This window comes from Caldanaerobacter sp. (assembly GCF_049701115.1).
In the GTDB taxonomy this organism is placed as follows: domain Bacteria; phylum Bacillota; class Thermoanaerobacteria; order Thermoanaerobacterales; family Thermoanaerobacteraceae; genus Thermoanaerobacter.
Genome location: NZ_JBNATX010000004.1, coordinates 1 through 26,189, shown reverse-complemented (window position 1 = coordinate 26,189; position 26,189 = coordinate 1). Strand labels below are relative to the sequence as shown.

Genomic DNA, 26,189 nt, shown 5'->3' with positions numbered 1-26,189 from the left:
AATATGGGATGGCTTAAAATAGTTGGGATAGGACCGGGAAGCCTTGATGATATGACGCAAAGAGCTCTGCAGGCGTTAGAAGAGTGCGATGTAGTAGTCGGCTATAAGACATATATAGACCTTGTAATGCCCTTGATTGAAAAGAAAAAAATTGTCTCATCAGGGATGAGAAGTGAAGTTGAAAGGTGCAGAAAAGCAATTGAACTTTCATTAAAAGGCGAAAAAGTTTGTCTAATATCGAGTGGGGATCCGGGGATATATGGTATGGCAGGACTTGTCTATGAAATTGCCGGCAGTGAAGTTTTAGAGGAAATGGATGTAGAGGTTATACCTGGGGTTACTGCCTTAAATGCGGCTTCAGCAATATTAGGTGCTCCTATAATGCAGGATTTTTCAGCAATAAGCCTTTCTGACCATCTTATCCCGTGGGAAGTGATAGAAAAAAGACTTGAAGCGTCGGCGAAAGCAGACTTTGTAGTAGTGCTTTACAACCCCAAAAGTAGAGAAAGACAGGAACATATAGAAAAAGCCAAAAAAATACTTTTAAAATACAGAAAAGAAGATACTCCTGTTGGAATAGTTAAAAATGCCACAAGAAGAGGAGAAGAGGTTGTCTTGACCACTTTAAAGGATATGGAGAAATTTGATATAGACATGAGGACTATTGTGATAGTTGGCAACAGCAGCACTTATATAAAAAATGGCAAAATGATAACGCCGAGGGGATATAGGCTATGATACTGGTGCTGGCGGGTACAAAAGATGGAAGGGAAATAGCTAAAAAACTAAGCGAAAAAGGACTCAAGGTTATTGCTACAGCAGTTACAGAGTATGGAGCAAGTCTTTTGGGAAAGGGAATAGAAGTTTTAAAAGGCCCTTTGGATGAGGGAGGTTTTATCGAACTTATAAAAAATAGGGGAATAGAGATTGTAGTTGATGCCACCCATCCTTTTGCAAAAGAGGTTTCTTTAAACGCTATAAATGCTTCTGTAAAAATGGGCTCTAAATATATAAGGTTTGAAAGGCAAAATGTGGATTATAAAAATGCTTTTGTTGTAAAAAGCTTTGAAGAAGCAGAAAAAGCCTGTGAGAAATATGACAGCATTTTTCTAACCATTGGGAGTAAGAATTTAGAAAAGTTTAAATATCTGTGGGATGCAGGCAAAAAAGTCACAGTTAGAGTTCTTCCTTTGAGCTCTGTCATAAAAAAATGCGAAGAATTAGGCCTTACCCCTAAAGATATTATAGCGATGGAAGGTCCTTTCAGTGTGGACCTTAATTATCAGATGTTTAAGGAAAAAAGAGCTGAGGTGGTTGTTACAAAAGAGAGCGGCTATGTAGGGGGAGTTTTAGAAAAGCTTGAGGCGGCTGAAATGCTAGGGATTCCTGTAATATTGATTGAAAGACCTTCTATTAATTATCCCGTTATTATAAGAGATGAAGAGGCTTTAATAGATGTTATTCTAAGAGCAGGTGATGTTTAATGGATATAAATGCCATAAAAATGATTGGAATTGATAAAGATGCTCCGCTAAAGGTAAGAGAAAAGGCTTCTTTAAAAAATCTCGAGAGAATTTTCCATGAACTAAAAAAGTTAGGTTTTCAGGAATCAGTGGTACTTTCTACATGCCACAGGAGTGAGATTTACCTCTATTCTTCTGATGAAAATTTTGAGAAAATTGAAAGGTTTTATTTAGAGTATACCGGACTTAAAGGAGAAGAAAGAAAGTACTTGAAGAAAAGAGAAGGTTATGAAGCAGTAAAACATGTTTTCAGGGTAGCAGCAGGGCTTGAGTCCATGGTAGTAGGCGAAGACCAAATACTCTCTCAGGTAAAAGAAGCCCTAATTAAGGCACAGGAATTTGAAGGTTCAGGCAAAATTTTAAACAGACTTTTTAGAGAAGCAGTGACACTGGGTAAAAAGGTGAGGAGTGAGACGGGTATTGGCAGTCTGTCACTTTCAATAAGCTACATAGCGGTTAAATTTATTGAAGAAAATTTAGATGGCTTAAAAGATAAGAAAGTCTTTGTAGTTGGAGCTGGGGAAATGGGCAAGACCGCAATAAAGCACTTACTGGATAAGGAGGCAAAAGTTTTTGCTACCAATAGAAGTGCTGCAAGGTTAATTTCACTAAAAGAGGAATTTCCAGCTATAGAAGTGGTCCCTTATGAGGAAAAATACCTTTATATAACCTCCAGTGATATAGTGATAAGTGCTACGGACGCTCCTCACTATACAGTGAATTATGAAAAACTTATGGAGGTATACAAGGGAAGAAGGATTTGCTTTGTCGACCTCGGTGTTCCAAGGGATATAGACCCTAAAATAGGTACGCTAAAAGAGGTTAGTCTTTATACAATAGATGACTTGAAGAAAACCGCAGAAGAGAATCTAAAAGAAAGAATTTCTTTGATTCCTGTTATTGATAAGATGGTAGAAGAAAAAGTAGAAGAGTTTGCAAAATGGTATAAGGAACTTGAAATAGAGCCTTACATAAAAGAAGTAAATAGATATGCTGAAGAGGTGTATTTAGAGGAATTTGAAAAAGTGGTAAACAAGATAAATAGCCTGTCAGAAAAGGACAGAGAAAAAATAAGACTTGCTCTTAGAAAAGTGGCGAACAAAATGGCAAACAAGATGATAACGCAGTTAAGAACTGGAGGAATTGTATGAAGAAAGTCATAAGGGTAGGCACGAGAGGAAGCACTCTTGCCGTTAAACAGACAGAGCTGGTTTTAAAAAGAATAAAAGAAAAAAATCCCTATATTGAGTTCGAAATAGTAAAAATTACAACAAAAGGGGATAAGATGGTTGACAAACCCGTAGAAATGCTTGGAGGTAAGGGGGTTTTTGTAAAAGAAATAGAAAAGGCACTTTTAAGAGGAGAAATTGATATGGCCGTTCACAGCATGAAGGATATGCCTTATGAAACTGTTCCTGGACTTTTATTGATTCCCGTGCTAGAAAGAGAGAACCCTCAAGATGTGCTTGTTTCAAGGGGTAAGGTTCCTCTTAAGGATTTAAGGGGAGGGGCTAAAATTGCAACAAGTAGTTTAAGGAGAAAAGCGCAGATTACTAGATTAGCTCCCCATGTGGAGGTTATTCCAATAAGAGGTAACATTGAAACTAGAATAAATAAAATGGAAGAGCAAAACTTGGATGGATTAATTCTTGCGGCTTCTGGACTTATAAGGCTTGGTCTTACAGAAATTATAACAGAATATTTCCCTACAGATGTAATGGTCCCAGCGGCTTGGCAGGGTATTTTAGCTGTGGAATTTAGAGAGGACTTTTATGAGGTGTTTAATAAAACCCTTTACCCCTATCTTTATAATAAAAAAACTCAAATAGAAGCGGAGATTGAAAGAAAGTTCTTAAAGATTTTTGGAGTAGACTGCAGGACGCCTTTTGGAGTTTATGCTAATTACTTAGAAGATGGCAAAGTGCATGTAAATCTTTTTTTAGAAAAAGGCGAAAAGTTTTTTAAGAAAAATTTTATCGCAGATATAAAGAATATAGATGAGGCAATTGATAGACTGATAAAAGAGTTTGGTGATGAGATATGAGAGGAATTGTGTACATTGTGGGAGCAGGACCAGGGGACATTGGGCTTTTAACACAAAAAGCTTTGGATGTGATAAAAAAAGCAGATGTTTTAGTGTATGACAGGCTTGTGAATAGGAAGATAATCGAAATGGCGAAAGAAAGCGCTGAGTTAATAGACGTCGGTAAAGAGCCTGGAGTTAATAAAAACCCTCAGGAGGAAATAAATGAAATTCTTCTTAAAAAGGCAAAAGAGGGCAAAAAGGTGGTCAGGCTCAAAGGAGGGGATCCCTTCATATTTGGGAGGGGAGGAGAAGAGGCGATATACCTTTTAGAAAATGGTGTGAGCTTCGAAATAGTTCCGGGAGTCAGCTCTTTTTCGGCTGTCCCTTCATATGCAGGGATTCCTCTTACCCATAGAGGTGTGAGTTCTTCTTTTTTCGTGATGTCGGGACATGATTTGGAGGTAGACTGGCAAAAGATTGCGTGTCTTAATACCACCCTTGTTTTTTTAATGGGCATATCTAATTTGGCAGAGATCGCGGAAAATCTGATAGAACACGGTATGGCTCCAGAGACTCCTTCTGCCGTGATAATGGAAGGGACTACTCCAAGGCAGAGAAGTGTTTTTGCACCTTTGAAGGATATCGCTCGGGTGGCTAAGGAGGAGGGCATCAAAAATCCAGCCGTTTTTGTGGTGGGGAAAGTGGTAGAATTAAAAGACAAGCTGTCGTGGTATGAAAAGAAGGGGCTCTTTGGGAAAAGAATTCTCATTACAAGGCCAAAAGAACAGGCTTATGATATGGAGAAAGCTTTAAAAGAAGAAGGAGCTGAGGTTTTAGTCATACCTACTATAAAGATTATTAATCAAAAAGAAAATATAAGAGAGTTTTTAAATTGCGTTGAGAAGTTTAATCACACCGTTTTTACAAGTTCTAATGCGGTTTTAAGTTTTATGGAGGGTGTAAGAGAAAGTAGGTATGACTTAAGAAGGTTAAAAACAAAGATAGTGGCGATTGGTGAGAAAACAGCAAAGGCTTTAGAAAATTTTAATATATATCCGGATTTAGTGCCAGAGAAATACACTTCAGAGGACTTAGAAGAAGTTTTAAAAAAAGATATAGAGAGTAAATCTGTAGCTGTTTTGACTTCGGATATAGGAGGAGAAATTTTAATAGAAAACTTAAAAAAATATACTTCTCTTGTAGAGAAGGTGGTCGCTTACTTGAATATTCCCAACTATGAAGTTAGAGAGAGACTAAAAGAGGAGGTAGAAAAAGGTATAGACATAGCGATTTTTACAAGTCCTTCCACCTTCAAATACTTGGAACTCATCCTCGATGGAAAGCTTTCGTTTCTCGAGAAGGCAAAAATAGCGGCAATAGGTCCAGTTACAAAAAAAGTCATAGAAGAAAAGGGATTTACTGTAGATTTGATTCCAGAAATTTTTACATCAGAAAAGTTGGTTGAATCCATAATAAAAGCGAGGGAGATGCATGGATGAAATTAGTCAAAAGACCGAGAAGGCTAAGGGTTAGTCAGAATATAAGAGATATGGTAAGAGAGACTTTTCTTTGTGTAAAAGATTTGATTTATCCCCTCTTTGTTGTAGAGGGAGAAAGAGTAAAGGCAGAAGTGAGGTCAATGCCTGGAGTCTACCATTTTTCTGTGGATTTATTGATAGAGGAAATAAAAGAGGTGAAAGATTTAGGCATTCCTGCAGTTTTGCTGTTTGGTGTTACATCTCAAAAAGATGAATTTGGGACTTATGCATATAAGGAAGATGGAATTGTCCAAAGAGCAGTAAGGGCTATAAAGGAAAAAATAAATGATGTTGCAGTTATAACAGATGTATGTATGTGTGGATACACAAGTCACGGCCATTGCGGAATTGTAGAAGATGGGGAAATTGTAAATGACAAGACTTTAGATTATATAGCGAAAATAGCCTTGTCCCATGTAGAAGCTGGAGCAGACATTGTGGCGCCTTCTGATATGATGGATGGAAGAGTGAAAGCTATAAGAGACTTATTAGATGAAAGAGGATATGTAAATACTCCTATTATGGCTTATAGTGCGAAATATGCCTCGTCTTTCTACGGTCCTTTCAGGGAGGCAGCAGATTCTGCACCAAGATTTGGCGATAGAAAGACCTATCAGATGGATTACGGCAATTCTGATGAGGCTTTAAAGGAAGTGGAGCTTGATATTGAAGAGGGAGCAGATATTGTGATGGTAAAGCCGGCCTTATCTTATCTTGACATAATAAGGAGGGTAAAAGATAGTTTTAAAGTTCCTGTTGCAGCCTACAGTGTTAGTGGAGAATATTCCATGATAAAGGCGGCGGCTAAAATGGGGTGGCTTGATGAAAAAGCTGTCGTCATGGAGATTATGACTTCTATTAAAAGGGCAGGAGCCGATATGATTATAACTTATTTTGCAAAGGATGTTGCAAAATGGCTTTCTACCCGGTGATGCTCAATTTAAAAGGTAAAAGATGCCTTGTTGTGGGGGGAGGGAAAGTTGCCTACAGGAAAGTCATTCACTTATTGGAGGCGGAGGCTTTTGTCACAGTCATCTCTCCATCTTTTACAGAAGAGATGTTAAGTATTGCTGAAAAAGGCAGATTGACTGTCTTAAAGAGAAAATATAAGGAGGCAGATGTAAAAGGCTTTTTCTTAGCCTTTGCATGCACAGATGACAAAGAAGTGAACAAATTTGTTGCTAAAGATGGAGAAAAATATGGGGTACTTGTAAATGTGGTGGATGATATTGATACCTCATCTTTTATAGTGCCTGCTGTTGTAAGAAGAGGTGATTTAGTGATTTCCATTTCTACGGGAGGGAAAAGTCCCTTACTTTCAAGAAAAATAAAAGAAAAATTAGAAAGTACTTTTGATAAAAGATATGAAAGGCTGTTAGAAGAGCTTTATCAGATAAGAGAGAAATTAAAGGGTTCTAATTTGGGGGAGGAAGACAAAATAAAAATTTATGAAGAAATAATTGAAAAAAGCCACTTACTTTGAAAGGGGAGGATGACGTGAAAACGACAAAGTCAGAGCATCTGTTTGAAAAAGCTAAAAAATTAATGCCGGGAGGGGTGAACAGTCCTGTTAGAGCCTTTAAGTCTGTAGGTGCAAATCCTGTTTTTATAAAAAGAGGCAAAGGGAGTCACATCTTGGATGAAGATGGGAATGAATACATAGACTATGTGATGTCCTGGGGAGCCCTCATTTTAGGGCATTCTAATCCCGAAGTGGTTGAAGCCATAAAAAATCAGGCAGAATTAGGGACAAGCTTTGGCGCCTGCACGGAACTTGAAGTCTTGATGGCTGAGAAGATAACAGAAGCTTTTCCTTCTGTTGAGGTAATTAGAATGGTAAACTCAGGTACAGAAGCCACTATGAGTGCCATAAGGCTTGCAAGGGCATATACAGGCAGGGATATTATTGTGAAATTTGAAGGTTGTTATCATGGCCATTTTGACAGTTTTTTAATAAAGGCAGGCTCTGGTGCTACGACTTTTGGGATACCTGATTCTAAAGGGATTCCAGAGAGTCTGGCAAAAAACACTCTTATTGCAAAATACAATGACATCGGCTCTGTAGAAGAAATTTTTAGAAACTACGGTGAAACCATTGCAGCTGTAATTGTAGAGCCTGTAGCAGGTAATATGGGAGTTGTTCTTCCAGAAAAAGGCTTTTTAAAAGGTTTAAGGGAAATAACCAGAAAATACAATTCGCTTCTGATTTTTGATGAAGTCATAACTGGCTTTAGGGTTAGCTACAAAGGTGCTCAAGCTCTCTATGATATTTCACCGGACATTACTACTTTTGGAAAGATTATAGGAGGTGGTTTACCCGTTGGGGCTTATGGTGGAAGAGAGGAAATAATGAGATTGGTTTCTCCCGATGGTCCTGTATATCAGGCTGGCACTTTGTCTGGTAATTCATTGGCTATGGCAGCAGGATTTAAGACATTAGAAATACTTTCTAAGAAGGCTGAAATTTATGAAGAATTGGATAAAAAAGCAGAAAAGTTAGAGAAAGGATTAAAAGAGAGCATGGTTCATAATGGAATAGATGTTGTAATAAACAGGATTGGCAGTATGATGACAATGTTTTTTACAGGCGAAAAAGTGAAAGATTATCAATCTGCTTTAAAGTCTGATACTTCTTTGTATGCGCTTTATTTTAAAGAAATGTTAAAAAGAGGCGTGTATCTGCCTCCATCCCAGTTTGAAGCCTTTTTTATCTCTACAGCCCATACAGACGAAGATATTGACAAAACAATTGATAAAAGCTTTGAAGCAGCCCAAAAAATCAGACAAAGGGCACGGTTCCTCTTGTCTGATTCACCCTATCAGACAAAGTAAACAAAAAGAGAGTAATTTATATGGAGGATTTACAAAATAGAATTCTAAATCATAGAAAAGGAGGATATTTTTATGAGGAAATGGATAATCAGTTTTGTGTTGATTTTACTGTTTTTTTTAACACCTCAAATAGCTTTTTCAATGCACATAATGGAAGGTTTTTTACCTCTTAAATGGTGCTTTTTGTGGTATGGAGTATCTTTTCCATTTGTAGTTGCTGGTATTTTTTCAATAAACAAAAAGGTAAAAGAAAATCCAAAACTTAAAATGCTTTTAGGCTTTGCAGGTGCTTTTGCTTTTGTATTGTCTGCCCTGAAGATACCGTCTGTAACAGGGAGTTGTTCTCATCCTACAGGGGTAGGTCTTGGAGCAATTCTCTTTGGACCACTTACAATGAGTGTTTTGGGACTCATAGTCCTATTATTCCAGGCACTTCTTTTGGCTCACGGTGGTATAACAACTTTGGGTGCTAATACTTTCTCTATGGCAATAGTAGGACCTATTGCATCTTACTACATTTTCAAAGGGATAAAGAAGGCGGGTGGACAAAATTGGTTGGCGGTCTTTTTAGCAGCTTCTATAGGGGATTTACTGACTTATGTGACGACATCATTTCAACTTGCACTGGCGTTTCCTGCAGAGGTAGGTGGATTTACAGCTTCGTTTTTAAAATTTATGGGGATATTTGCAGTGACACAGGTGCCTTTAGCGATAAGCGAAGGGATTTTGACGGTGATCGTGATCAATATGCTTTTAACATACAGCAAAGAAGAGCTTATTGAGCTTAATGTTATTGAAAAAGAGGAGGTAGTAAGATGAAGGAGAAAAATGTGGCGGTCAATTTGATTTTGGTGCTTTTGGTGATCGGATTAATGTTTCTCCCCCTTTTTATAGCTAAAAATGCGGAATTTTCTGGAGCAGATGATAAGGCTACAGAGACTATTTCTGAAATAGCGAAAGACTATAAGCCGTGGTTTCATCCAATATGGGAACCGCCAAGCGGGGAGGTAGAAAGCCTTTTGTTTGCCTTACAGGCTGCCTTAGGAGCAGGTTTTATAGGATACTACTTGGGTTTTGTAAAGGGGAAGAAAAATGCTAATAGATAGCTATGCATACACGAACAGGATGCATTTTGTGCATCCTGTCGAAAAACTTTTATTTTCTTTTATTACAATGTTTTTATGTTTCTTTTTTGATATATACACTAATATAATTGTAATTTTTTTGATGTTTTTAATTACAGTGTTAAGAGCAAAAATTCCAGCAAAAGTATATGTTAAATTTATGCTTGTACCCTCTTCATTTCTGCTTTTGAGTTTGCTTACTATCATGATAAATCCTATAAATGATAATAGTAATATAGTTATATTTGCATTTAAGTTTTTTAATTTAAAATTAGGGATTACTCATTATGGGATTATGATGGCTCTTAATTTATTTTTTAGAGTTTTAGCAATTGTATCGTGCCTTTATTTTCTTGCTTTTACTACACCTATTATTGATATTATAAATGTTTTAAAAAAGTTAAGAATACCTTCATTGTTTTTAGAATTGTTTCAATTGATATATCGGTTTATATTTGTTTTATTAAAAGAGGCAGAAGAAATTTACATTTCCCAGGAATCACGTTTGGGATACAAAAATATAAAAAATTCCTTCAAATCTTTAGGTTTCTTAGTCTATTCTTTACTTTTAAAATCTTATAATTATTCTCAGAATTTATATATAGCTTTAGAATCAAGGCTTTATACAGGCGAAATAAAAGTAATTAGTAGGGAATATAAATTTTCAATTATAAATATAATTTTTTTTCTTGTGATAGATGCATCTTTAGTAGTTACTTCAACATTTATAAGAAGGTGGCTATAAACATGGAAACTATATTAGAGGCAGTAAATGTATCCTTTGAATATGCTGATGGTGCAAAGGCATTGCAGGGCATAAATATGAAAATAGAAAAAGGCAAAAAGATTGCTGTATTGGGACCTAATGGGGCAGGAAAGACCACTTTATTTCTCCATTTTAATGGCATTTTAAAACCCAAATCAGGTAAAATAATGTATAAGGGTAAGGAAATTTTGTATAACAGGAAAGAACTTATAAAGCTTAGAAAAAATGTGGGTATTGTTTTCCAAAATCCCGATGTTCAGCTTTTTTCTGCAACAGTATATCAGGAGATTTCCTTTGGTCCTATGAACCTTGGCTATGAGGAAAAAATTGTGAGGGCAAAAGTAGATGAGATTATGGGAAAGCTCAATATATCTCATTTAAAAGATAAGCCTGTGCATTTTTTAAGCTATGGGCAAAAAAAGATCGTATCTATTGCAGATATTTTGGTGATGGATCCAGAAGTCATAATATTAGATGAACCGACAGCCTATTTAGATGTTGAGCACACTGAGGAACTTATTAAATTGCTCGACGATTTAAAAGAGGAAGGAAAGACTATTGTAGTATCAACACACGATGTAGACTTTGCTTTTCTATGGGCAGATTATATTTATGTAATGAAAGATGGCAAGATAATTAAAGAGGGTACACCTTACGAGATTTTTACAGGAGATAGTAAAGGTGAAAGGTTGAAAAAACCTCTAATTTTAGAAATATATGAGATACTGAAAGATAAAAACATTATTCATAAAGAAGAAATTCCAAGAAAAGTTGAGGAATTAAAAAAAGCTATAAGGGGAAATTAAAACCACTGGGGTCAAACAAGAGGAACCGTCCCCAGTGGCTGAAATTGAGTTTATTCTTTTTTATGCTGAGGCATGAGCTGCTGGAGTATATCAAGTGAGAATGGGAATACTACAATGTTTGACCTGTCATTAGCTATTTCTCTTAAAGTTTGGAGGTATCTTAGTTGGAGAGCAGCAGGTTCAGATGCAATTATCCTTGCAGCATCTGCAAGTTTTGCTGCAGCTTGATATTCACCGTCAGCACTTATTATTTTTGCTCGGCGTTCTCTTTCTGCTTCTGCCTGTGCTGCCATGGCCCTTTGCATGCTCTGAGGCAATTCTACGTCCCTTATTTCAACGAGATTTACTTTTACTCCCCATGGCTCTGTTCCTTCGTCAATTATTTCTCTCAACCTTTTATTTATCTCATCTCTGTGAGACAAAAGCTCATCTAAATCAGATTGTCCCAGTACGCTTCTTAATGTGGTCTGTGCCAATTGGGATGTTGCCCTTATATGGTCTAAAACCTTTATAACTGCATTTGCAGGGTCTACTACTCTAAAATATACTACGGCGTTGACTTTTATTGTCACGTTGTCCTTAGTAATTGCTTCTTGAGTGGGAACTTCCATTGTAACCACTCTCAAGTCGACCTTTTGCATTCTTTCGATTATTGGAATTAAGAAAAATATTCCAGGTCCTCTTACTCCTACATAACGCCCCAAGCGGAAAATTACACCTCTTTCATATTCCTGTACTATTCTTATAGATGCAGAAATTAAACTTATTAATATAATTGTTAAGGTAAAAAGAAAAGCTAAACTTTCAATCACTCTCATTACCTCCCTCTTTTACTTTTTGTACTTTTAGAGTGAGACCTTCCACTCCTATAATTACAACTTTCTCTCCCTTTTTAATAAGCTCTTTTGAGACTGCCTGCCATCTCTCCCCTTCCACCAATACAGTTCCCTTTGGGTCTATGTCTGTCACAGCAGTCCCAAACTCGCCTATCATTCCTTCTATTCCCGTTACTACTTTTCTTTTTTGTGCCCTTATAACTGCTGCCAGTAGAAAGGACACAAAAGCCGCCATAAAGAAGGCTGTTGCAAATACTACTCCTTTGTTAATTGTAAGTCCCATTTGATTTCCACTGAAAAGCATTAGAGATCCTAGAACAAAAGAAATTATTCCTCCGACTGCTAAAATTCCATGGCTTACTACAAAAGCCTCAGAGGCTAAAAGTACAATTCCAAGTATTACAAGAAGCATGCCGCTAAGCTGTGCATCTAAAGTTCCAAGAGTATAAAGCCCGAGAAGAAGACTTATTCCACCTGCAACTCCTGGGAAGATAGCGCCAGGGTGGTAAAGCTCTAAGATTATTCCCAAAATTCCAGCGCTCATCAAAAGATAAGCGATATTCGGGTCACTTATCGCAAATAAAAATTTTTGCACTGATGTCATAGGATAGTGTTTAATAGGGCCGTCGCTTTTCACTGTGATTGTTGTTCCATCAAAGTTTTTTACGGTTTTCCCATTTATTTTTTTAAGAAGGTCATCTAAGTTATTTGCCCTTAAATCTATTAGGTTTGCGTTTAAGGCTTCGGTGTCAGTGAAGGACCTACTCTCTACGACTGCCATTTCTGCATTTTTAGGGTCTCTCCCTCTATTTTCGGCGATACTTCTTATCCAGGCAGCAGCATCATGTGTTATTTTTTGTCTTTGAACCTCTGACATAGCAGAGTCGTCTTCGATAGAGACGGGATGTGCAGCGCCAATTCTGCTGCCGGGTGCCATTGCTGCAATATTTGCCGAAAGAGTTATAAAAGTTCCAGCAGAGCCGGCCCACGCTCCTGCAGGAGATACATACACAACTACGGGGATAGGAGAGTTTAGTATTCGCGTTACAATCTTTTGAGTAGTAGCATAAAGGCCTCCTGGCGTGGAAAGCTCGATTACTATAAGACTTGCTCCATCCCTTTCCGCAGCTTTAAAGCCGCTTTCAATATAATCTGCAACAACGGGTACAATTGGGCCATCCACAGTAAGCACGTATACGGGAGTTTGTGTAGAGGTCGCTTGTGAGAAAGAGGGTGGTAGCAGAACAAATATTAAAAGAATTATAACTAAGAAAATTTTCTTTCCGGTAAACACTTTTTGATCCCCCTTTAATGACATTTTAACATAAATGAAAAATTTTATATAGTCTTTTATTTGATTGACAAAAATTTTCTTGAAGGATTTTTTATAAAAATGTAGAATTTAATCTATGTACTTATTTGCTCTCCTGTGTTTTTGGCAACTTTTCAGGTAAAGGAGGAAGCTCAGTTGGCTTTTTTTAAAATTGAGACAGAGGAAGACATAAAAAACTTAAATTTCTTAGAAAGAATTTACGGAATTTTGTTTAAACCTTCAATAACAATAAAAAATTTAATGTATCAGCCAAAACTAGTTTATCCTGCCATAGTGAAAATTGGAGGGATAGTATTTCTTTATCTTTTGCGTTATCCTGTTTATGCAAAACATATAAGGGAACTTTTGAAAATGAGACTATCCCAGCCAGATGCTGGTTTTACCCCTCAGGAAATAGAATTGGCAATGAAATTGGCTCCAAAATCTGTAATCACTTCTACTCTGATAAATAATCTGCTTTCATGGCTTTTTGTTGTTCTTGCAGCATATGCTATTATAAAATGGGTATTTAGAGGAAGGGCTGATGTATCGGAATTATTTTCAATTACGGGTTATGCCTATACGCCGGTCTTAATATATTTTCTGATATGCTTCATTGCTTCCTTTTTTACAGGGGAGCTTTTGGTTGATATGTCTCCAGCGCTTTTATTTCCTTCCTTAAAAGGGACTACGACCTATGGCTTTTTAAGAAGTATTGACCCATTTATGATATGGCAGTTTGTCATTGTGTGGATAGGGATAAAAATGTCCAGCAGAATGAACAATAGCGATGTCACATGGGTTACGGTTTTCGCTTTTCTTGTGACAGTGTTTGTGAATATTGATTATTATAAACTGCTGGACTAAAAATCAAACAAAGGGGACGGTTCCTTTTGTCTGAGGACCGTCCCTTTTTACGTATTTACAGCATCTCTTCTAAAGTTTTTTTAATTTCAATGAGGAAAATTTCTGTGTTTACAACAGTTTTATTTGGCAAGTCAGATAAAGCGGCTAAGTCTTTTGTCATTATCCCTTTTTCAATTGTCTTTAAGGATGCTTTTTCAAGCTTATCTGCAAAATCAACAAGGTCTTTTATTCCGTCAAGTTCTCCTCTTTTTTTCAAAGCGCCTGTCCATGCAAAAATTGTAGCAATAGGATTAGTAGAAGTTTCTTCACCTTTGAGGTATTTATAATAATGCCTTGTAACTGTTCCATGAGCCGCTTCAAATTCGTATTTTCCATCAGGAGAGACTAATACCGATGTCATCATGGCAAGACTACCAAAAGCTGTTGCTACCATGTCTGACATCACATCACCGTCATAATTTTTACATGCCCATACCATTCCACCTTCTGACCTTAAAATACGGGCTATTGCATCGTCAATAAGGGTGTAGAAATATTCAATTCCTGCTTCCTCAAATTTTTCTTTATATTCATTTTCATATATTTCCTGGAATACGTCTTTAAATCTGTGGTCGTATATTTTTGAAATGGTGTCTTTAGTCGCAAACCACAAATCCTGTTTCGTATCTAAAGCATAATTAAAACATGCTCTTGCAAAACTTTTTATTGACTCATCAGTATTGTGCATACCGAGTATAACTCCAGGGCCTTCAAATTCATGTATGGTTTGTCTTATCACTTCTCCTTTTGAAGATGTAAACACAAGTTCTGCTTTGCCTTTTTCAGAGACTCTATATTCTACGTCCTTGTAAATATCCCCATAGGCATGTCTTGCAATTGTAATAGGTTTTTTCCATGTCCTTACAAGAGGTTTTATCCCTTCAACAAGGATGGGGGTGCGAAAAACTGTGCCATCAAGTATTGCTCTGATTGTAGCATTAGGGCTTTTCCACATTGTTTTGAGGTTGTATTCTTTAACCCTTTCTGCATTTGGTGTAATTGTGGCGCATTTTACCCCGACTCCGTACTTTTTTATTGCGTATGCTGCATCAACTGTGACCTGGTCATTAGTTTCGTCTCTGTTTTTGATTCCAAGGTCGTAATATTCCGTTTTAAGGTCTATATAGGGCTCTAAAAGTATTTCTTTTATCAATTTCCATATGATTCTTGTCATTTCGTCCCCGTCCATTTCAACGAGAGGTACTTTCATCTGAATTTTATTTGCCATTTTTTTCTCCCCTTTGTTTGAAATGTAACAATAAAATTTTTAAAATATTTTATTGCGATTTTTTATCATAACTTGATTTTATTATATAGAATATAAGGAGTTTTTGCAATATTTATTGATTTAGCTTTCACAACTTGACCTAAATACAGGACAGACAAAAGGGAGGGGAAATTATTCTTTGTTGTAAAAGGAAATCTAAAAGGAATTACCCTACTAAAAGAAAAATTGTCTTTAGAAATATTATAATACAAAACCTTACAAATTTCAGTAAAAATTTTCTTGAACAAGATTGTGGAAAATGCTATACTAAAAGCAAAGATATGATATAGTTATTCTGAGTTTTTTAAATCTTGCCTTTATTTTTTCATCTCTTTTTTCAGTTCTTTGATTTTTCCCCTAGAGAATATATATAAAAAGGGGTGTTCCAAAATGACAGTCCAGTATAAAAATTCAACTATCTATCTTTCCGATATCAGAAAATTCTTAAAAGGGGAACATTTCAGAGCTTACACCTTTTTAGGCAGTAGATTTATAAATTATAGGGGAAAAGAGGGGACAGTGTTTTGTGTCTGGGCGCCTAATGCAGTTAGGGTGGGAATTGCTGGCGATTTTAATAATTGGGATGCAAAAAATCACATGATGCTCAAAGTAAAAGATTCAGGGCTATGGTGGATTTTTATAGAAGGCTTAAAAGAAGGGGAACTTTACAAATATGAAATTCACACAAAAGACGGAAAAAAGATTTTAAAATCAGACCCTTATGCCATTTTTTCAGAAGTGCGACCTAACACTGCTTCTATTGTTAAAAATTTGCCCGAATATCAGTGGCATGATGAGGACTGGATGTTAAGGAGAAAAAATAAAAATATCTTTGAAACTCCTATAAATATTTATGAACTTCACTTAGGGTCCTGGAGGAGAAAAGAAAATGGAGAATTGTTAAACTATAGGGAGATTGCCGATTTACTTGTCCCTTATGTAAAGGAAATGGGGTATACCCATGTGGAATTGCTGCCCTTAATGGAACATCCTTTGGATATGTCATGGGGATATCAAATAACAGGTTATTTTTCTGTAACAAGTCGCTATGGCACTCCTGAAGATTTTATGTATTTTGTCGATACACTGCATCAACACGGCATTGGAATAATTATGGACTGGGTTCCGGGGCATTTTTGCAAGGATGAGCATGGCCTTTACAATTTTGATGGGACCCACCTTTACGAATACGATGACCCTTTCATAAGAGAAAATGACTACTGGGGAACAGCAAACTTTGACGTGTCAAAGCCGGGTGTAAAAAGCTTTCTCCTTTCCAATGCTTATTTCTGGTTTAAAGAGTATCATATAGACGGTTTGAGATGTGATGCCATTTCTAATATGCTCTACCTTCATACCCGTTCTGGAAGGCAGGAAGTTCACGACCAGGTGGTTTCATTTCTAAGAGATTTAAATAGACTTATCTTCACCAATTTCCCTAATCCTTTGATGGTGGCAGAAGAATCAAGTGCATATCCTTTAGTCACTTATCCTGATTATAGTGGAGGGCTTGGTTTTAATTACAAATGGGACATGGGATGGATGAATGATACTCTAAAGTATATGGCGTTTCCCCCTGAAGAAAGAAAGTGGAATCACAATCTCCTCACTTTTTCTATCATGTACACTTATTCAGAAAATTTCATTTTACCTCTGTCACATGATGAAGTTGTGCACGGGAAAAAATCTTTGCTTGATAAGATGCCTGGCACTTATGAAGAAAAATTTGCAAATCTCAGGGCTTTGTACGGCTATATGATGACTCATCCAGGGAAGAAACTGCTTTTTATGGGTGGAGAATTTGGGCAGTTCATAGAATGGGACTTTAAGAAGGAGCTAGATTGGTTCTTGCTTGATTATCCAATGCACAAAAGTCTGCAAGAATATGTAAAAGATTTAAATAAAATATATCTTTCCAATAAAAGTCTTTATGAAATGGACCATTCTGAAGAGGGTTTTCTATGGATTGATGTCAACAACAGTGAACAGAGCATTATCTCTTATATCAGATTTGCAAAAGACAAAAAAGACTTTTTGGTGGTGGTGTGCAATTTCAGTAAGGTATCTTATCCCGTCTACAGAATAGGGGTGCCAGAATATTGTTTGTATAAGGAGATTTTGAATAGTGATGAAACAAAATACGGAGGGAGAGGCTTTGTTAACCAAAATCTCATTGAAGCTGAAAAAATAGGAATACACGGCAAGCCTTACAGCATACAAATAAAATTGCCTCCTCTTTCCGCAGTGATATTAAAACCACAATATGAGTGAGGTGAATTTTATGGAAAGGGAGATTATTGCATTAATTCTTGCAGGGGGCCAGGGTAGCAGACTTGAATTGCTGACAAAAACAAATGCAAAACCTGCAGTAGAGTTTGGGGGTAAATATCGCATAATCGATTTTACTCTAAGCAATTGTTCTAATTCTTCTATAGAAGTGGTAGGGGTTTTGACCCAGTATCAACCTCTTATACTTCACTCTCATATAGGTATAGGCAGTGCCTGGGATTTGGACAGGGTCAACGGCGGCGTTACGATACTTCCTCCCTATACTGAAGAAAGGGGAGGTAAGTGGTATAGCGGGACTGCTGATGCTGTGCTTAAAAACATAAATTTCGTTGAAAAATATTCTCCCGAAAATTTATTGATTCTCTCCGGGGACCATGTGTACAAAATGGATTATCTAAAAATGCTTAAATTTCACAAGCAAAAGGATGCTGATGCCACAATTGCTGTTACAAAAGTGCCAATAGAGGAGGCTTCGCGATTTGGAATAATGAATACTTATGAAGATTATAGGATATATGAATTTGAGGAAAAACCAAAAAAGCCCAAAAGCACATTGGCTTCAATGGGAATATACATTTTCAAATGGGATAAGTTGAAAGAAGTTTTGATGGAAGATGCTCAAGACGAAAGTTCTTCTCACGACTTTGGCAAGGACATAATTCCCAAAATGCTTAAAAAAGGGTACAAGATGTATGCCTATGTCTTTAATGGGTACTGGAAGGATGTAGGTACAATAAGTAGCTATTGGGAGGCAAGCATGGACCTGATAAAAGAAGACCCATACTCTCCAAAAGAAAAAGAATTAAGACTCTTTGACGGAAGCTGGAAAGTTTACAGCGCCTCTTTTGCATATCCTCCTCAGTATATCGGTCCCTCTGCAAAGATTTCAAATTCCCTTATAGTGGAAGGATGCATAGTCTTTGGAACTGTTTCTAATTCGATTTTGTCTTATGGGGTAGTTGTGGGAGAAAAAGCGGAGATAATAGATTCTATCATTATGTCTGACGCAGTGATTGAAGACGGGGCAAAAGTCGTAAAAAGCATAATTGGGCCCAAAGTGGTTGTGAAAAGAGGGAGCATTGTAGGAGATGGCAAAGAAATAACTGTTGTGAGAGAGGGAGAGATTGTAATGGAAAATGTGAATTAAAATAACTGAAGGGAGGAGAATTTTATGCTTGCCAACTATATAGGTGTGTTAAATTTAAATGAAGAAGAGGGTAATTTAAAAAGTCTTACAGTAAATAGACCTCTTGCTTCTGTTATAATTTTTGGAAGATACCGTGTGATAGATTTTATACTTTCAAATCTTGTAAATGCTGGTGTGAAAACTGTAGGAATTTTTGGGCAGACCCACTCCCGGTCCTTAGTTGACCATTTAGGTACCGGCAAACCTTGGGATTTAAATAGAAAAAACGGAGGCTTGTTTATATTTAATTATTCTTTAGAAAATTCGCCTATAAGCGATGCAAAACTTTTAAAAAATAATATGGAGTTTTTTTACAGAAGTTCCGGTGACCACATAATACTTGCTTCTTCCAGGATGATATACAAAATTGATTTTAATGAAGTTGCCAGGTATCATGAAGAGATGGGAAATGATATTACGGTTTTGTATAAAAAAGTAAATAATAGTGAAGGAAGATTTTTAAACTGCGATGTGCTCAATTTAGGTGATGAGAATGAAGTTTTAAGTGTGGGAAGACTTTTAGGGCTTAATGCAAGTGTCAATATTTCTATGGAGACTTTTATATTGAAAAAAGAACTTTTAATAGACTTTATTTACAGGGCTATAGAGAAGAGCAAATACAATTCCTTTAAAGAGTGTATATATGACAGTTTAGATAAATTAAAAGTAGGAGCGTACGAATATAAAGGCTATTTGAGCTGTGTAAACTCGGTTAGAAACTATTATTTAACTTCAATGGATATATTGGACTTGAGAGTAAGGAGAGAGCTGTTTTTTGAAGGAGGTAAAATTTATACAAAAACAAATGATTCTCCTCCTACAAAATATTACGAAGGCTGTGAGGTTGAAAATTCTCTTATTTCAAATGGCTGCCTCATAAAAGGGCGGGTCAAAAACAGCATAATCTCAAGGGGAGTTGAGATAAAAGAAGGGGCAGTGGTGGAGGATTCTATAGTGTTTTCAAATTGCATAATCGAAAAAGGGGCATTTTTGAAAAATGCCATACTGGATAAAAATGTGATAATAGAAGAAGGGAAAAGATTAATTGGGGACAAAAAGTTTCCTGTTGTCATAGAGAAAGGTGAGATAGTTGAAAATTTGCTTAGAAAGGCAGGAGAAAATATAAGATGAAAGTACTGTTTGTAGCTTCAGAAGCCTATCCTTTTGCAAGGGTAGGAGGTCTTTCGGATGTCGCTTATTCTTTGCCAAAGGCATTGAGAGGGTTGGGTTTGGATGTAAGAGTCATGCTTCCTAAATATGGACAAATACCCCCGGAGTACATGGCTCAAGTAAAACACATTGCAAATTTTATAGTGCCTGTGGGCTGGAGAAATCAATATTGCGGAATTGAATATGTAGAATTTGAAGGAATTCCTTATTACCTTTTGGACAATGAATATTATTTTAAAAGGCATCAATACTACGGATATTATGACGATGGGGAAAGATTTGCTTACTTTAGTAGAGCCATTTTAGAATCTATATATTATTTGGAGGATTTTAAACCGGATATAATTCATTGTAATGACTGGCACACAGGCATTGTACCCGTTCTTTTAAAGGCTCACTACAGCGAGAGCGATGTGCATAGAAAAATAAAAACAGTATTTACTATACATAACTTAAAATTTCAGGGAGTATTTCCTAAGATAGTTTTGGGAGATCTTTTGTCTTTGGGAGAGGAATATTATGCGGAGGATAAACTTAAATACTATGATGGGATTTCTTTTATGAAGGGGGGAATCATATACTCTGACAAAGTGACAACTGTCAGCAAGACTTATGCAGAAGAGATAAAAACTCCTTTTTACGGTGAAGGCCTTCATGGACTGCTTGGGGGAATAGGAGACAAACTGGTAGGAATAGTCAATGGAATCGACTATGATTTTTATAACCCTGAGACGGATAAAGACATATATATAAATTACGACATAAATTCTTTTGATAAGAAGAGGCAAAACAAAGTGATGCTTCAGAAAGATTTAAAACTCGAAATAGGAGAGGATATACCTTTAATAGGGCTTGTATCAAGGCTTACCAGCCAGAAAGGAATTGATTTGATACTCGCCGTATTAGAGGATATTCTGCGCACAGGAGCTCAGTTTGTTGTTCTTGGCACAGGAGAAAAGAATTATGAAGATTCTTTTAAATACTTTGCTTTTAAATACCCATCTCAAATGGCTGCGATAATTGATTTTAGCGACTCTATGGCCAAAAAGATATATGCATCCTCGGATATGTTTTTAATGCCTTCTTTATTTGAACCCTGTGGTATAAGCCAGCAGGTAGCCCAGAGGTATGGAAGTCTTCCAATTGTGAGAGAAACGGGGGGACTTAAAGATACAGTGACTCCCTATAATGAGTACACTGGCGAAGGGAATGGTTTCTCATTTACAAACTACAATGCCCACGATATGCTTCATGTAATAGAGTATGCCCTATCAATATATAAAGATAAGGATAGGTGGAATAGCATAGTAAGGCAGGCTATGGAAGTAGACCACAGCTGGAATGCCTCAGCCAAAGAATATCTTTTACTTTACGAAAATTTGTTGATAGATTAGAGCGTGTTATATTAATGGGAGGAGATTATTCTCCTCATTTTTATTATATCGCCTATAATAATAAGAAAATGAGAATATGATAATCAACTATTGATAAAAAGATTGCGGATGAAGCATCAATGGTAATAAAACTGCTGGCTGAGAAAATAGCAACTGAGTATGAAAAGATAGTAAAAGAAAAAGAGCTAAATGAGATAAAGATAAAATTAAATGACAACCAGATAAAAATACTGGCATTAGAGGCAAAGGGATACAGAGAATTAGACATAGCAGAAACTCTTGGGATAGGGGTTGTGACTGTGAAATATCACAAGAGAAAAATAGTAGAAAAACTTGAGGTAAAAAATATCAAAGAAGCGGTGGCAAAGGCGATTAAGCTAAACTTGATAGATATGGACTAAAATTTGAGGCTATACTTTAGCATAATTTTTGTGCTTAATTATGTAAACATTAACTGTAAATGTAATAAAAACTATACTAAAATATAGTATACATGACATTTATTTTATTGTACAATGAAAATGGGAAAAGTATAGAAATTTAGGAAAGGAGACTCACGGTAAGATGTCAATACCCTAAAATTAGAAAATAAAATTACTAGGGCAAAAGAAATTGACAGGTTACTTGATGTATTAGGTAAAGTTAAGTGGATAGATGTTGATTTATTTATAAAGAGGGAATAAGGATTTTAAACATAATTTTTGAAAGGCAGAGGAGAAAAATGAGTAGGTATGTAATTGAAGTGGCCAATCTTACAAAAATTTATAGAAGACAGGTAAAAGAGGCAGGCCTTATAGAAAGTGTAAAGAGTGTATTTAAACCTTTATATGAAGAAGTTGAAGCATTAAGAGGAGTTTTTTTTAATGTAGGAGAAGGAGAAATTGTAGGATATATAGGACCAAATGGGGCAGGCAAAACTACTACTTTGAAAATTCTTGCAGGAGTCCTTTTCCCTACAGAAGGAGAAGTTCGTGTGCTTGATGAAATTCCATACAAAAGGAGTAAAAAATTTCTATCTAAAGTAAGCTTTATTATGGCATCAAGGGGATTTCTTGAAGAGGTAGCATGGGACCTACCTGTTTTGGACGGTTTTTATTTCATAAAAGAAATTTACAATCTTTCGCATAGCGAATATAAAAATAGAGTAGACAAACTTTCTGAAATGATGAAGATAAAAGATATTTTAAAAAGTCCTGTGAGAAACCTTTCCCATGGGCAGAGAAAAAAAGCGGAGATAGTTGCAAATTTGCTATGGGAACCAAAGTTAATTTTATTAGACGAACCAACTCTTGGGCTTGACATATTTTCTCAAAATGAACTTCACAATTTTTTGAAGGAGTATGTAAAGGATTATAAGGCTACCGTAATGCTCACAAGCCATAATATGAAAGACATAGAAAAATGTGCTTCAAGGGTGATAATGATTGATAAAGGTCGGAAATTATATGACGGAGATATTGAGGGACTCAAGAAAAGAATATTTGGGAGGAAATTTATAAAAATATGTTTTGATGAGGTATTTGATGAAAATTTAGAAAAAGAATTGCAGAATATAGAAGGTGTATCGGTCATATCAAAGGAAGAAAACTGCCTTACAATTAGTGCAGAAGAAAGCATTTCAAAGGATGTGGCAAAAGAAATTTTAAACAAATACAATATTTCAGATATTGAAATTATGGAGCCAACATTAGAAGAAGTGGTTTATAGATTCTACAGTGAGGGGAAGGAAAATGATTAGGCTATATTTAGAAAGTGCAAAATGTGAAGTCAAGAGAATGCTTCAGTACAAAGCAAATTCTTTATTTTACTTAACAGTGGTGCTTATTCCGCCGTTAGCCCTTTTCTTTCTCTGGAAGACAATACTTTCCCATGGAGGAAGCATTGGAGGATATAACCTTTCAGATATGGTTACATATTTTATTGTGACACAATTTTTTGTAATGAATACTCCTTATTCTGCTTGGATTGAAATAGGGGAAAGTATAAAAGATGGAAGTTTAAGCCTTTGGCTCACAAAGTCTGTGAACCATTATCTTCTCTATCTTTTTAGGCTTATTGGTTCATGGATAATACAGTGGATTTTTGGAATAGCAGGAGTTATAGTGGTATCAATTATACTAAAAGATTATGTTGTAATTCCAAAGGAAGCCAGTACATATTTTTTAAGTATTTTATTTTGGATGGGTGGAATAGTAATAGGGTTTAGTTATGGTTATATACTTAACCTTTTGAGCTTTTGGTTTGAGAGAAGTACATACATTATATATTTTTCTGAAGGGATTGTTGCACTTTTATCTGGTATGTTGATTCCGCTGGATTTGCTGCCAGCTAAAAGCCTATGGCTTTTTTTGCCCTTTAAGTTTTGCGGCTATGTACCAGCACAAATATTTTTAGGGAAAATGACGGGATTAGATATTGCTTTTGAATTTGCTTCAATGGCAATTTGGATATTCATTTTAGTGTCATTAAGCCATTTAGTCTTTAAAATAGGAAGTAGGAGATTTACTGCGTCGGGAGGATAATAAAATGAGGTTTATAAAGTCCCTTTTTAAATTGAGGCTAAAAATGGATTTGGCTTTTAGGGTTGATGTATTCTTCAACTTTTTTACCCAACTGGTTTATTTAATTGGTATCCTTTTACTTTTTAGAGTGATATATTTGAATGTCAGTGAAATAGGAGGCTTTACTTTAGGAGATGTGTATGTCTTACTTGGGACCTATTTTATCCTTATTGAGGTCTATAACATGACCTTTAGAGGAGGTATATTGAGTTTGCCTGAAACTGTAAAGGGAGGGAATTTGGAGATTTACCTATTAAAGCCTGTAAATACAATTGCATTTATATTACTTAAAAGAGTGAATATTGGAAGAGTATGGAGGGCACTGCCTGGATTTATACTTTTAATTTATGGACTTAAGATGAATGACATTCATACAGGCATGAACTTAGTTTATTATGTAATTTCACTTATTTTATCTTTAATCATATATACTGTTTCAAACTTTTGTATAAGCCTTCTTTCCTTTTGGTTTTTTGAGGTAAACAACATGTTTTATATATATGATGATTTGATGGAATTTGCTAAATATCCTGATGTAATATATTCAGGCATCATAAGGAAGGTGTTTATGACAATTATACCTGTTATAATATTTTCCTCTTTTCCTGCAAGAATATTAATTGGACTTTCAAGCTTTCAAGAAATATTTGCTTATCAGGCAATTTTATTACTTGTATTTTCAGGAATATCACTTACACTCTGGCAAAGAGGTCTTGTAAAATATCAGGGGAGGGGATAGGGGGAGGAGGTTAGTATGGTAGATTATAGATTTAAAAGGGGAAAGTTTAAAATTCTTCCATATCTTAATAAGTATAAATACAGTTATGCTTTTTTAATATTTGTTAGATTAATTTACACTGCAATTTTGATATATATCCCTACATATATTGGAATGTACATAGATTATATAACAAAAGTTGAAATCAGCGTGAATTTGACTATCAGAGAATTTTTATTGAAATTTACCCTATTGATAATTTTAGAATTTATCAGCATGTACATAGCTTACTATCTAAACGTAAAAATTTCAAATTATATGCTAATAGATATTGAATCTGATATTATGTATGAGGTCAAAAGGCTACCTTATGAAAAAATATCAAGCATTAACGGACAGTATCTTGCACAGAGGATTAATAATGATTCTGTTACTATATCAGACTGTGTTGTAGAGAAATTCCCTTATGCAGTAATAGAAATGTTAAAAATAACAGCACTGATTCCAATACTTTTTAGCATAAATACACTGCTGGGATTTTTATCTTTACTCATTGTGTCAATGTATATAATGTTTTACAAACTTTCTCAAGCTCGTTATTATTCTTTAAATAAAGATATGTTGGAAAAACAAGCTCAATTTTTTTCAAGGATAGGCAGACAATTATTTAATATACTGGTAATAAAGATTAACTCATGGTATGAGGAAATTGACAGTGAATTTTTAAAAGCAAGCATACCATTTGTAAAGTCCTCTATTAAATTTTTAAGGTACGATTTTTGGATATCCAATCTCTCAAATTTAATGACCCGCCTGTTTTTTGCTGTTGTAATAATTGTACTGGGTATATCCTTGGGCAAGGGCACAACCACAATAGGAAATTTAACTACTGCTATTATATATGTACAAATTTTAATACCGGGAGTTGCAAGTATTATTGAAAGTGGGAAATCCTATCAGAAATATAAAGTTGCAAAGGACAGAATAAATGAACTTATCAGCATGGAAAAAGAGCACAATGGGGATAAGGTTATTAATGAGATAAATGTAATAGAATGCGTGAATTTAACGGTTTTGATAGGTGAAAAGGAGATTTTTAATAATGTCTCATGTCGTTTTGAAAAAGGCAATATTTATCTGATAGTGGGTGAAAATGGCGCAGGTAAATCTACATTTGTGCATACACTGCTTGGAATATATAGACCTAAAGAGGGAAGTATTTTGTATAACGGAATTCCTATAGAAGAGCTTAATATGTATTCTGTGAGAAAAAAACTTATTTCTTTTACGGAGCAGCATCCTTATCTTTTAGAAGATACCATATATAACAATCTGGTTTATGGCAAAGAAGACACGAATAAAGAAGAGATTATTAATAAAATACATAAGATTAATTTACTGGACTTTATTGGATCTTTTGATAAAAAATATGATACAGAAATCAATGAAAAATCGTCTAATATATCAGGAGGCGAAAGACAGAGAATAGCAATTTCAAGGTCTTTACTAAAAGAAGCAGATGTGTTCATATTTGATGAACCTACAAATGCATTAGATAGAGAAGGTATAGCGACATTTATGAAGATACTTACTGAACTTAAGAGAAATAAAATTGTAATTGTGATTTCACATGACCCCAGTTTGTCTAAAATTGCGGATAAAATAATTAAGTTTCCTATTAATCAAAGAATTTTTTAGAAAGTTAATAATTTTCCTTTATGATTAATTTTTAAATTTATGAAGACAGAGGAGAAAGATGAGTGGGCATGTAGTTGTCACTAACGGTGTATAATTGACCTAGAAATAACATGAGAGGAGGTATTCTCCTCAATTTTTTGTAATTTCTAATTGTAAAATATTAGGCGAAAAATGCATTTTCGTTCCCCAAAATGACACTTTCGTTCCAAATTTCACAAATTTTGCTCTAAATATTGT

24 protein-coding genes and 1 pseudogene are annotated in these 26,189 nt (G+C 35.5%); 22 read left to right on the top strand and 3 right to left on the bottom strand.

The window, feature by feature from the left end:
• Window positions 1-3 precede the first annotated feature (3 nt).
• The 12 genes from cobJ to ACPLVE_RS02775 all read left to right on the top strand — a co-directional run bounded on the left by cobJ (window position 4) and on the right by ACPLVE_RS02775 (window position 10,615).
• Window positions 4-738, top strand: coding sequence for a precorrin-3B C(17)-methyltransferase (gene cobJ, locus ACPLVE_RS02830; RefSeq protein ID WP_424609653.1), 735 nt, complete (start codon window positions 4-6; stop codon window positions 736-738).
• Window positions 735-1,484, top strand: coding sequence for a precorrin-6A reductase (gene cobK, locus ACPLVE_RS02825; protein ID WP_424609651.1), 750 nt, complete (start codon window positions 735-737; stop codon window positions 1,482-1,484). Before cobJ ends, cobK begins: the two co-directional genes overlap by 4 nt.
• The gene (hemA, locus tag ACPLVE_RS02820; RefSeq protein ID WP_424609650.1) at window positions 1,484-2,674 is read left to right on the top strand and encodes a glutamyl-tRNA reductase; all 1,191 of its coding nucleotides are present in this window, start codon (window positions 1,484-1,486) and stop codon (window positions 2,672-2,674) included. The genes cobK and hemA overlap by 1 nt, the downstream gene beginning before the upstream one ends.
• The gene (gene hemC / locus ACPLVE_RS02815) at window positions 2,671-3,567 is read left to right on the top strand and encodes a hydroxymethylbilane synthase (RefSeq protein WP_424609648.1); all 897 of its coding nucleotides are present in this window, start codon (window positions 2,671-2,673) and stop codon (window positions 3,565-3,567) included. Before hemA ends, hemC begins: the two co-directional genes overlap by 4 nt.
• Window positions 3,564-5,048, top strand: coding sequence for a uroporphyrinogen-III C-methyltransferase (cobA, locus tag ACPLVE_RS02810; RefSeq protein ID WP_424609646.1), 1,485 nt, complete (start codon window positions 3,564-3,566; stop codon window positions 5,046-5,048). Before hemC ends, cobA begins: the two co-directional genes overlap by 4 nt.
• Window positions 5,045-6,019 (top strand): porphobilinogen synthase, encoded by a 975-nt coding sequence (hemB, locus tag ACPLVE_RS02805; protein WP_424609645.1) that lies wholly within the window; start codon window positions 5,045-5,047, stop codon window positions 6,017-6,019. Before cobA ends, hemB begins: the two co-directional genes overlap by 4 nt.
• Window positions 6,001-6,570 (top strand): precorrin-2 dehydrogenase/sirohydrochlorin ferrochelatase family protein, encoded by a 570-nt coding sequence (locus ACPLVE_RS02800; RefSeq protein WP_424609643.1) that lies wholly within the window; start codon window positions 6,001-6,003, stop codon window positions 6,568-6,570. Before hemB ends, ACPLVE_RS02800 begins: the two co-directional genes overlap by 19 nt.
• 14 nt (window positions 6,571-6,584) lie before the next feature.
• The gene (gene hemL, locus ACPLVE_RS02795; RefSeq protein WP_424609642.1) at window positions 6,585-7,919 is read left to right on the top strand and encodes a glutamate-1-semialdehyde 2,1-aminomutase; all 1,335 of its coding nucleotides are present in this window, start codon (window positions 6,585-6,587) and stop codon (window positions 7,917-7,919) included.
• Window positions 7,920-7,991: 72 nt separating this feature from the next.
• Window positions 7,992-8,738, top strand: coding sequence for an energy-coupling factor ABC transporter permease (locus ACPLVE_RS02790; protein WP_424609640.1), 747 nt, complete (start codon window positions 7,992-7,994; stop codon window positions 8,736-8,738).
• A complete protein-coding gene (locus tag ACPLVE_RS02785) occupies window positions 8,735-9,025 on the top strand; it encodes an energy-coupling factor ABC transporter substrate-binding protein (RefSeq protein WP_424609638.1) in 291 nt (96 codons plus the stop codon). The genes ACPLVE_RS02790 and ACPLVE_RS02785 overlap by 4 nt, the downstream gene beginning before the upstream one ends.
• The gene (gene cbiQ / locus ACPLVE_RS02780) at window positions 9,012-9,788 is read left to right on the top strand and encodes a cobalt ECF transporter T component CbiQ (RefSeq protein WP_424609637.1); all 777 of its coding nucleotides are present in this window, start codon (window positions 9,012-9,014) and stop codon (window positions 9,786-9,788) included. Before ACPLVE_RS02785 ends, cbiQ begins: the two co-directional genes overlap by 14 nt.
• A complete protein-coding gene (locus tag ACPLVE_RS02775) occupies window positions 9,785-10,615 on the top strand; it encodes an energy-coupling factor ABC transporter ATP-binding protein (protein WP_424609731.1) in 831 nt (276 codons plus the stop codon). The genes cbiQ and ACPLVE_RS02775 overlap by 4 nt, the downstream gene beginning before the upstream one ends.
• 50 nt (window positions 10,616-10,665) lie before the next feature.
• Here the strand turns inward: ACPLVE_RS02775 and ACPLVE_RS02770 are convergent, their stop codons facing one another.
• A complete protein-coding gene (locus ACPLVE_RS02770; protein WP_424609635.1) occupies window positions 10,666-11,433 on the bottom strand; it encodes an SPFH domain-containing protein in 768 nt (255 codons plus the stop codon).
• Window positions 11,420-12,745: an NfeD family protein gene (locus tag ACPLVE_RS02765; RefSeq protein ID WP_424609633.1), complete on the bottom strand. Its 1,326-nt coding sequence runs from the start codon at window positions 12,743-12,745 to the stop codon at window positions 11,420-11,422. The genes ACPLVE_RS02770 and ACPLVE_RS02765 overlap by 14 nt, the downstream gene beginning before the upstream one ends.
• A gap of 174 nt (window positions 12,746-12,919) precedes the next feature.
• Here ACPLVE_RS02765 and ACPLVE_RS02760 point away from each other — a divergent pair, with 174 nt between their 5' ends.
• Window positions 12,920-13,630: a Yip1 family protein gene (locus ACPLVE_RS02760; protein ID WP_424609631.1), complete on the top strand. Its 711-nt coding sequence runs from the start codon at window positions 12,920-12,922 to the stop codon at window positions 13,628-13,630.
• 55 nt (window positions 13,631-13,685) lie between these two features.
• On the opposite strand, the gene ACPLVE_RS02755 is transcribed toward ACPLVE_RS02760, so the two are convergent.
• Window positions 13,686-14,897: an NADP-dependent isocitrate dehydrogenase gene (locus ACPLVE_RS02755; protein ID WP_424609629.1), complete on the bottom strand. Its 1,212-nt coding sequence runs from the start codon at window positions 14,895-14,897 to the stop codon at window positions 13,686-13,688.
• Window positions 14,898-15,326: 429 nt separating this feature from the next.
• On the opposite strand from ACPLVE_RS02755, the gene glgB reads away from it, so the two are divergent.
• The 9 genes and pseudogenes from glgB (at window position 15,327) to ACPLVE_RS02710 (ending at window position 25,952) form a co-directional block, all read left to right on the top strand.
• A complete protein-coding gene (gene glgB, locus ACPLVE_RS02750; RefSeq protein WP_424609627.1) occupies window positions 15,327-17,207 on the top strand; it encodes a 1,4-alpha-glucan branching protein GlgB in 1,881 nt (626 codons plus the stop codon).
• A 10-nt stretch (window positions 17,208-17,217) separates the two neighbouring features.
• Window positions 17,218-18,372 (top strand): glucose-1-phosphate adenylyltransferase, encoded by a 1,155-nt coding sequence (locus ACPLVE_RS02745; protein WP_424609625.1) that lies wholly within the window; start codon window positions 17,218-17,220, stop codon window positions 18,370-18,372.
• 24 nt (window positions 18,373-18,396) lie between these two features.
• Window positions 18,397-19,542, top strand: a complete 1,146-nt coding sequence (glgD, locus tag ACPLVE_RS02740; protein WP_424609623.1) for a glucose-1-phosphate adenylyltransferase subunit GlgD — start codon at window positions 18,397-18,399, stop codon at window positions 19,540-19,542.
• Window positions 19,539-20,975: a glycogen synthase GlgA gene (glgA, locus tag ACPLVE_RS02735; protein WP_424609621.1), complete on the top strand. Its 1,437-nt coding sequence runs from the start codon at window positions 19,539-19,541 to the stop codon at window positions 20,973-20,975. The genes glgD and glgA overlap by 4 nt, the downstream gene beginning before the upstream one ends.
• 83 nt (window positions 20,976-21,058) lie before the next feature.
• Window positions 21,059-21,376: pseudogene (locus ACPLVE_RS02730) on the top strand (helix-turn-helix transcriptional regulator); the annotation flags it as partial.
• Between the two features lie 320 nt (window positions 21,377-21,696).
• On the top strand, window positions 21,697-22,713 hold the full coding sequence (locus tag ACPLVE_RS02725) for an ABC transporter ATP-binding protein (RefSeq protein WP_424609620.1): 1,017 nt from the start codon (window positions 21,697-21,699) through the stop codon (window positions 22,711-22,713).
• The gene (locus ACPLVE_RS02720) at window positions 22,706-23,497 is read left to right on the top strand and encodes an ABC transporter permease (protein WP_424609618.1); all 792 of its coding nucleotides are present in this window, start codon (window positions 22,706-22,708) and stop codon (window positions 23,495-23,497) included. The genes ACPLVE_RS02725 and ACPLVE_RS02720 overlap by 8 nt, the downstream gene beginning before the upstream one ends.
• A 4-nt stretch (window positions 23,498-23,501) precedes the next feature.
• A complete protein-coding gene (locus ACPLVE_RS02715; RefSeq protein ID WP_424609617.1) occupies window positions 23,502-24,275 on the top strand; it encodes an ABC transporter permease in 774 nt (257 codons plus the stop codon).
• A 15-nt stretch (window positions 24,276-24,290) separates the two neighbouring features.
• A complete protein-coding gene (locus ACPLVE_RS02710; RefSeq protein ID WP_424609615.1) occupies window positions 24,291-25,952 on the top strand; it encodes an ABC transporter ATP-binding protein in 1,662 nt (553 codons plus the stop codon).
• Window positions 25,953-26,189 lie beyond the last annotated feature (237 nt).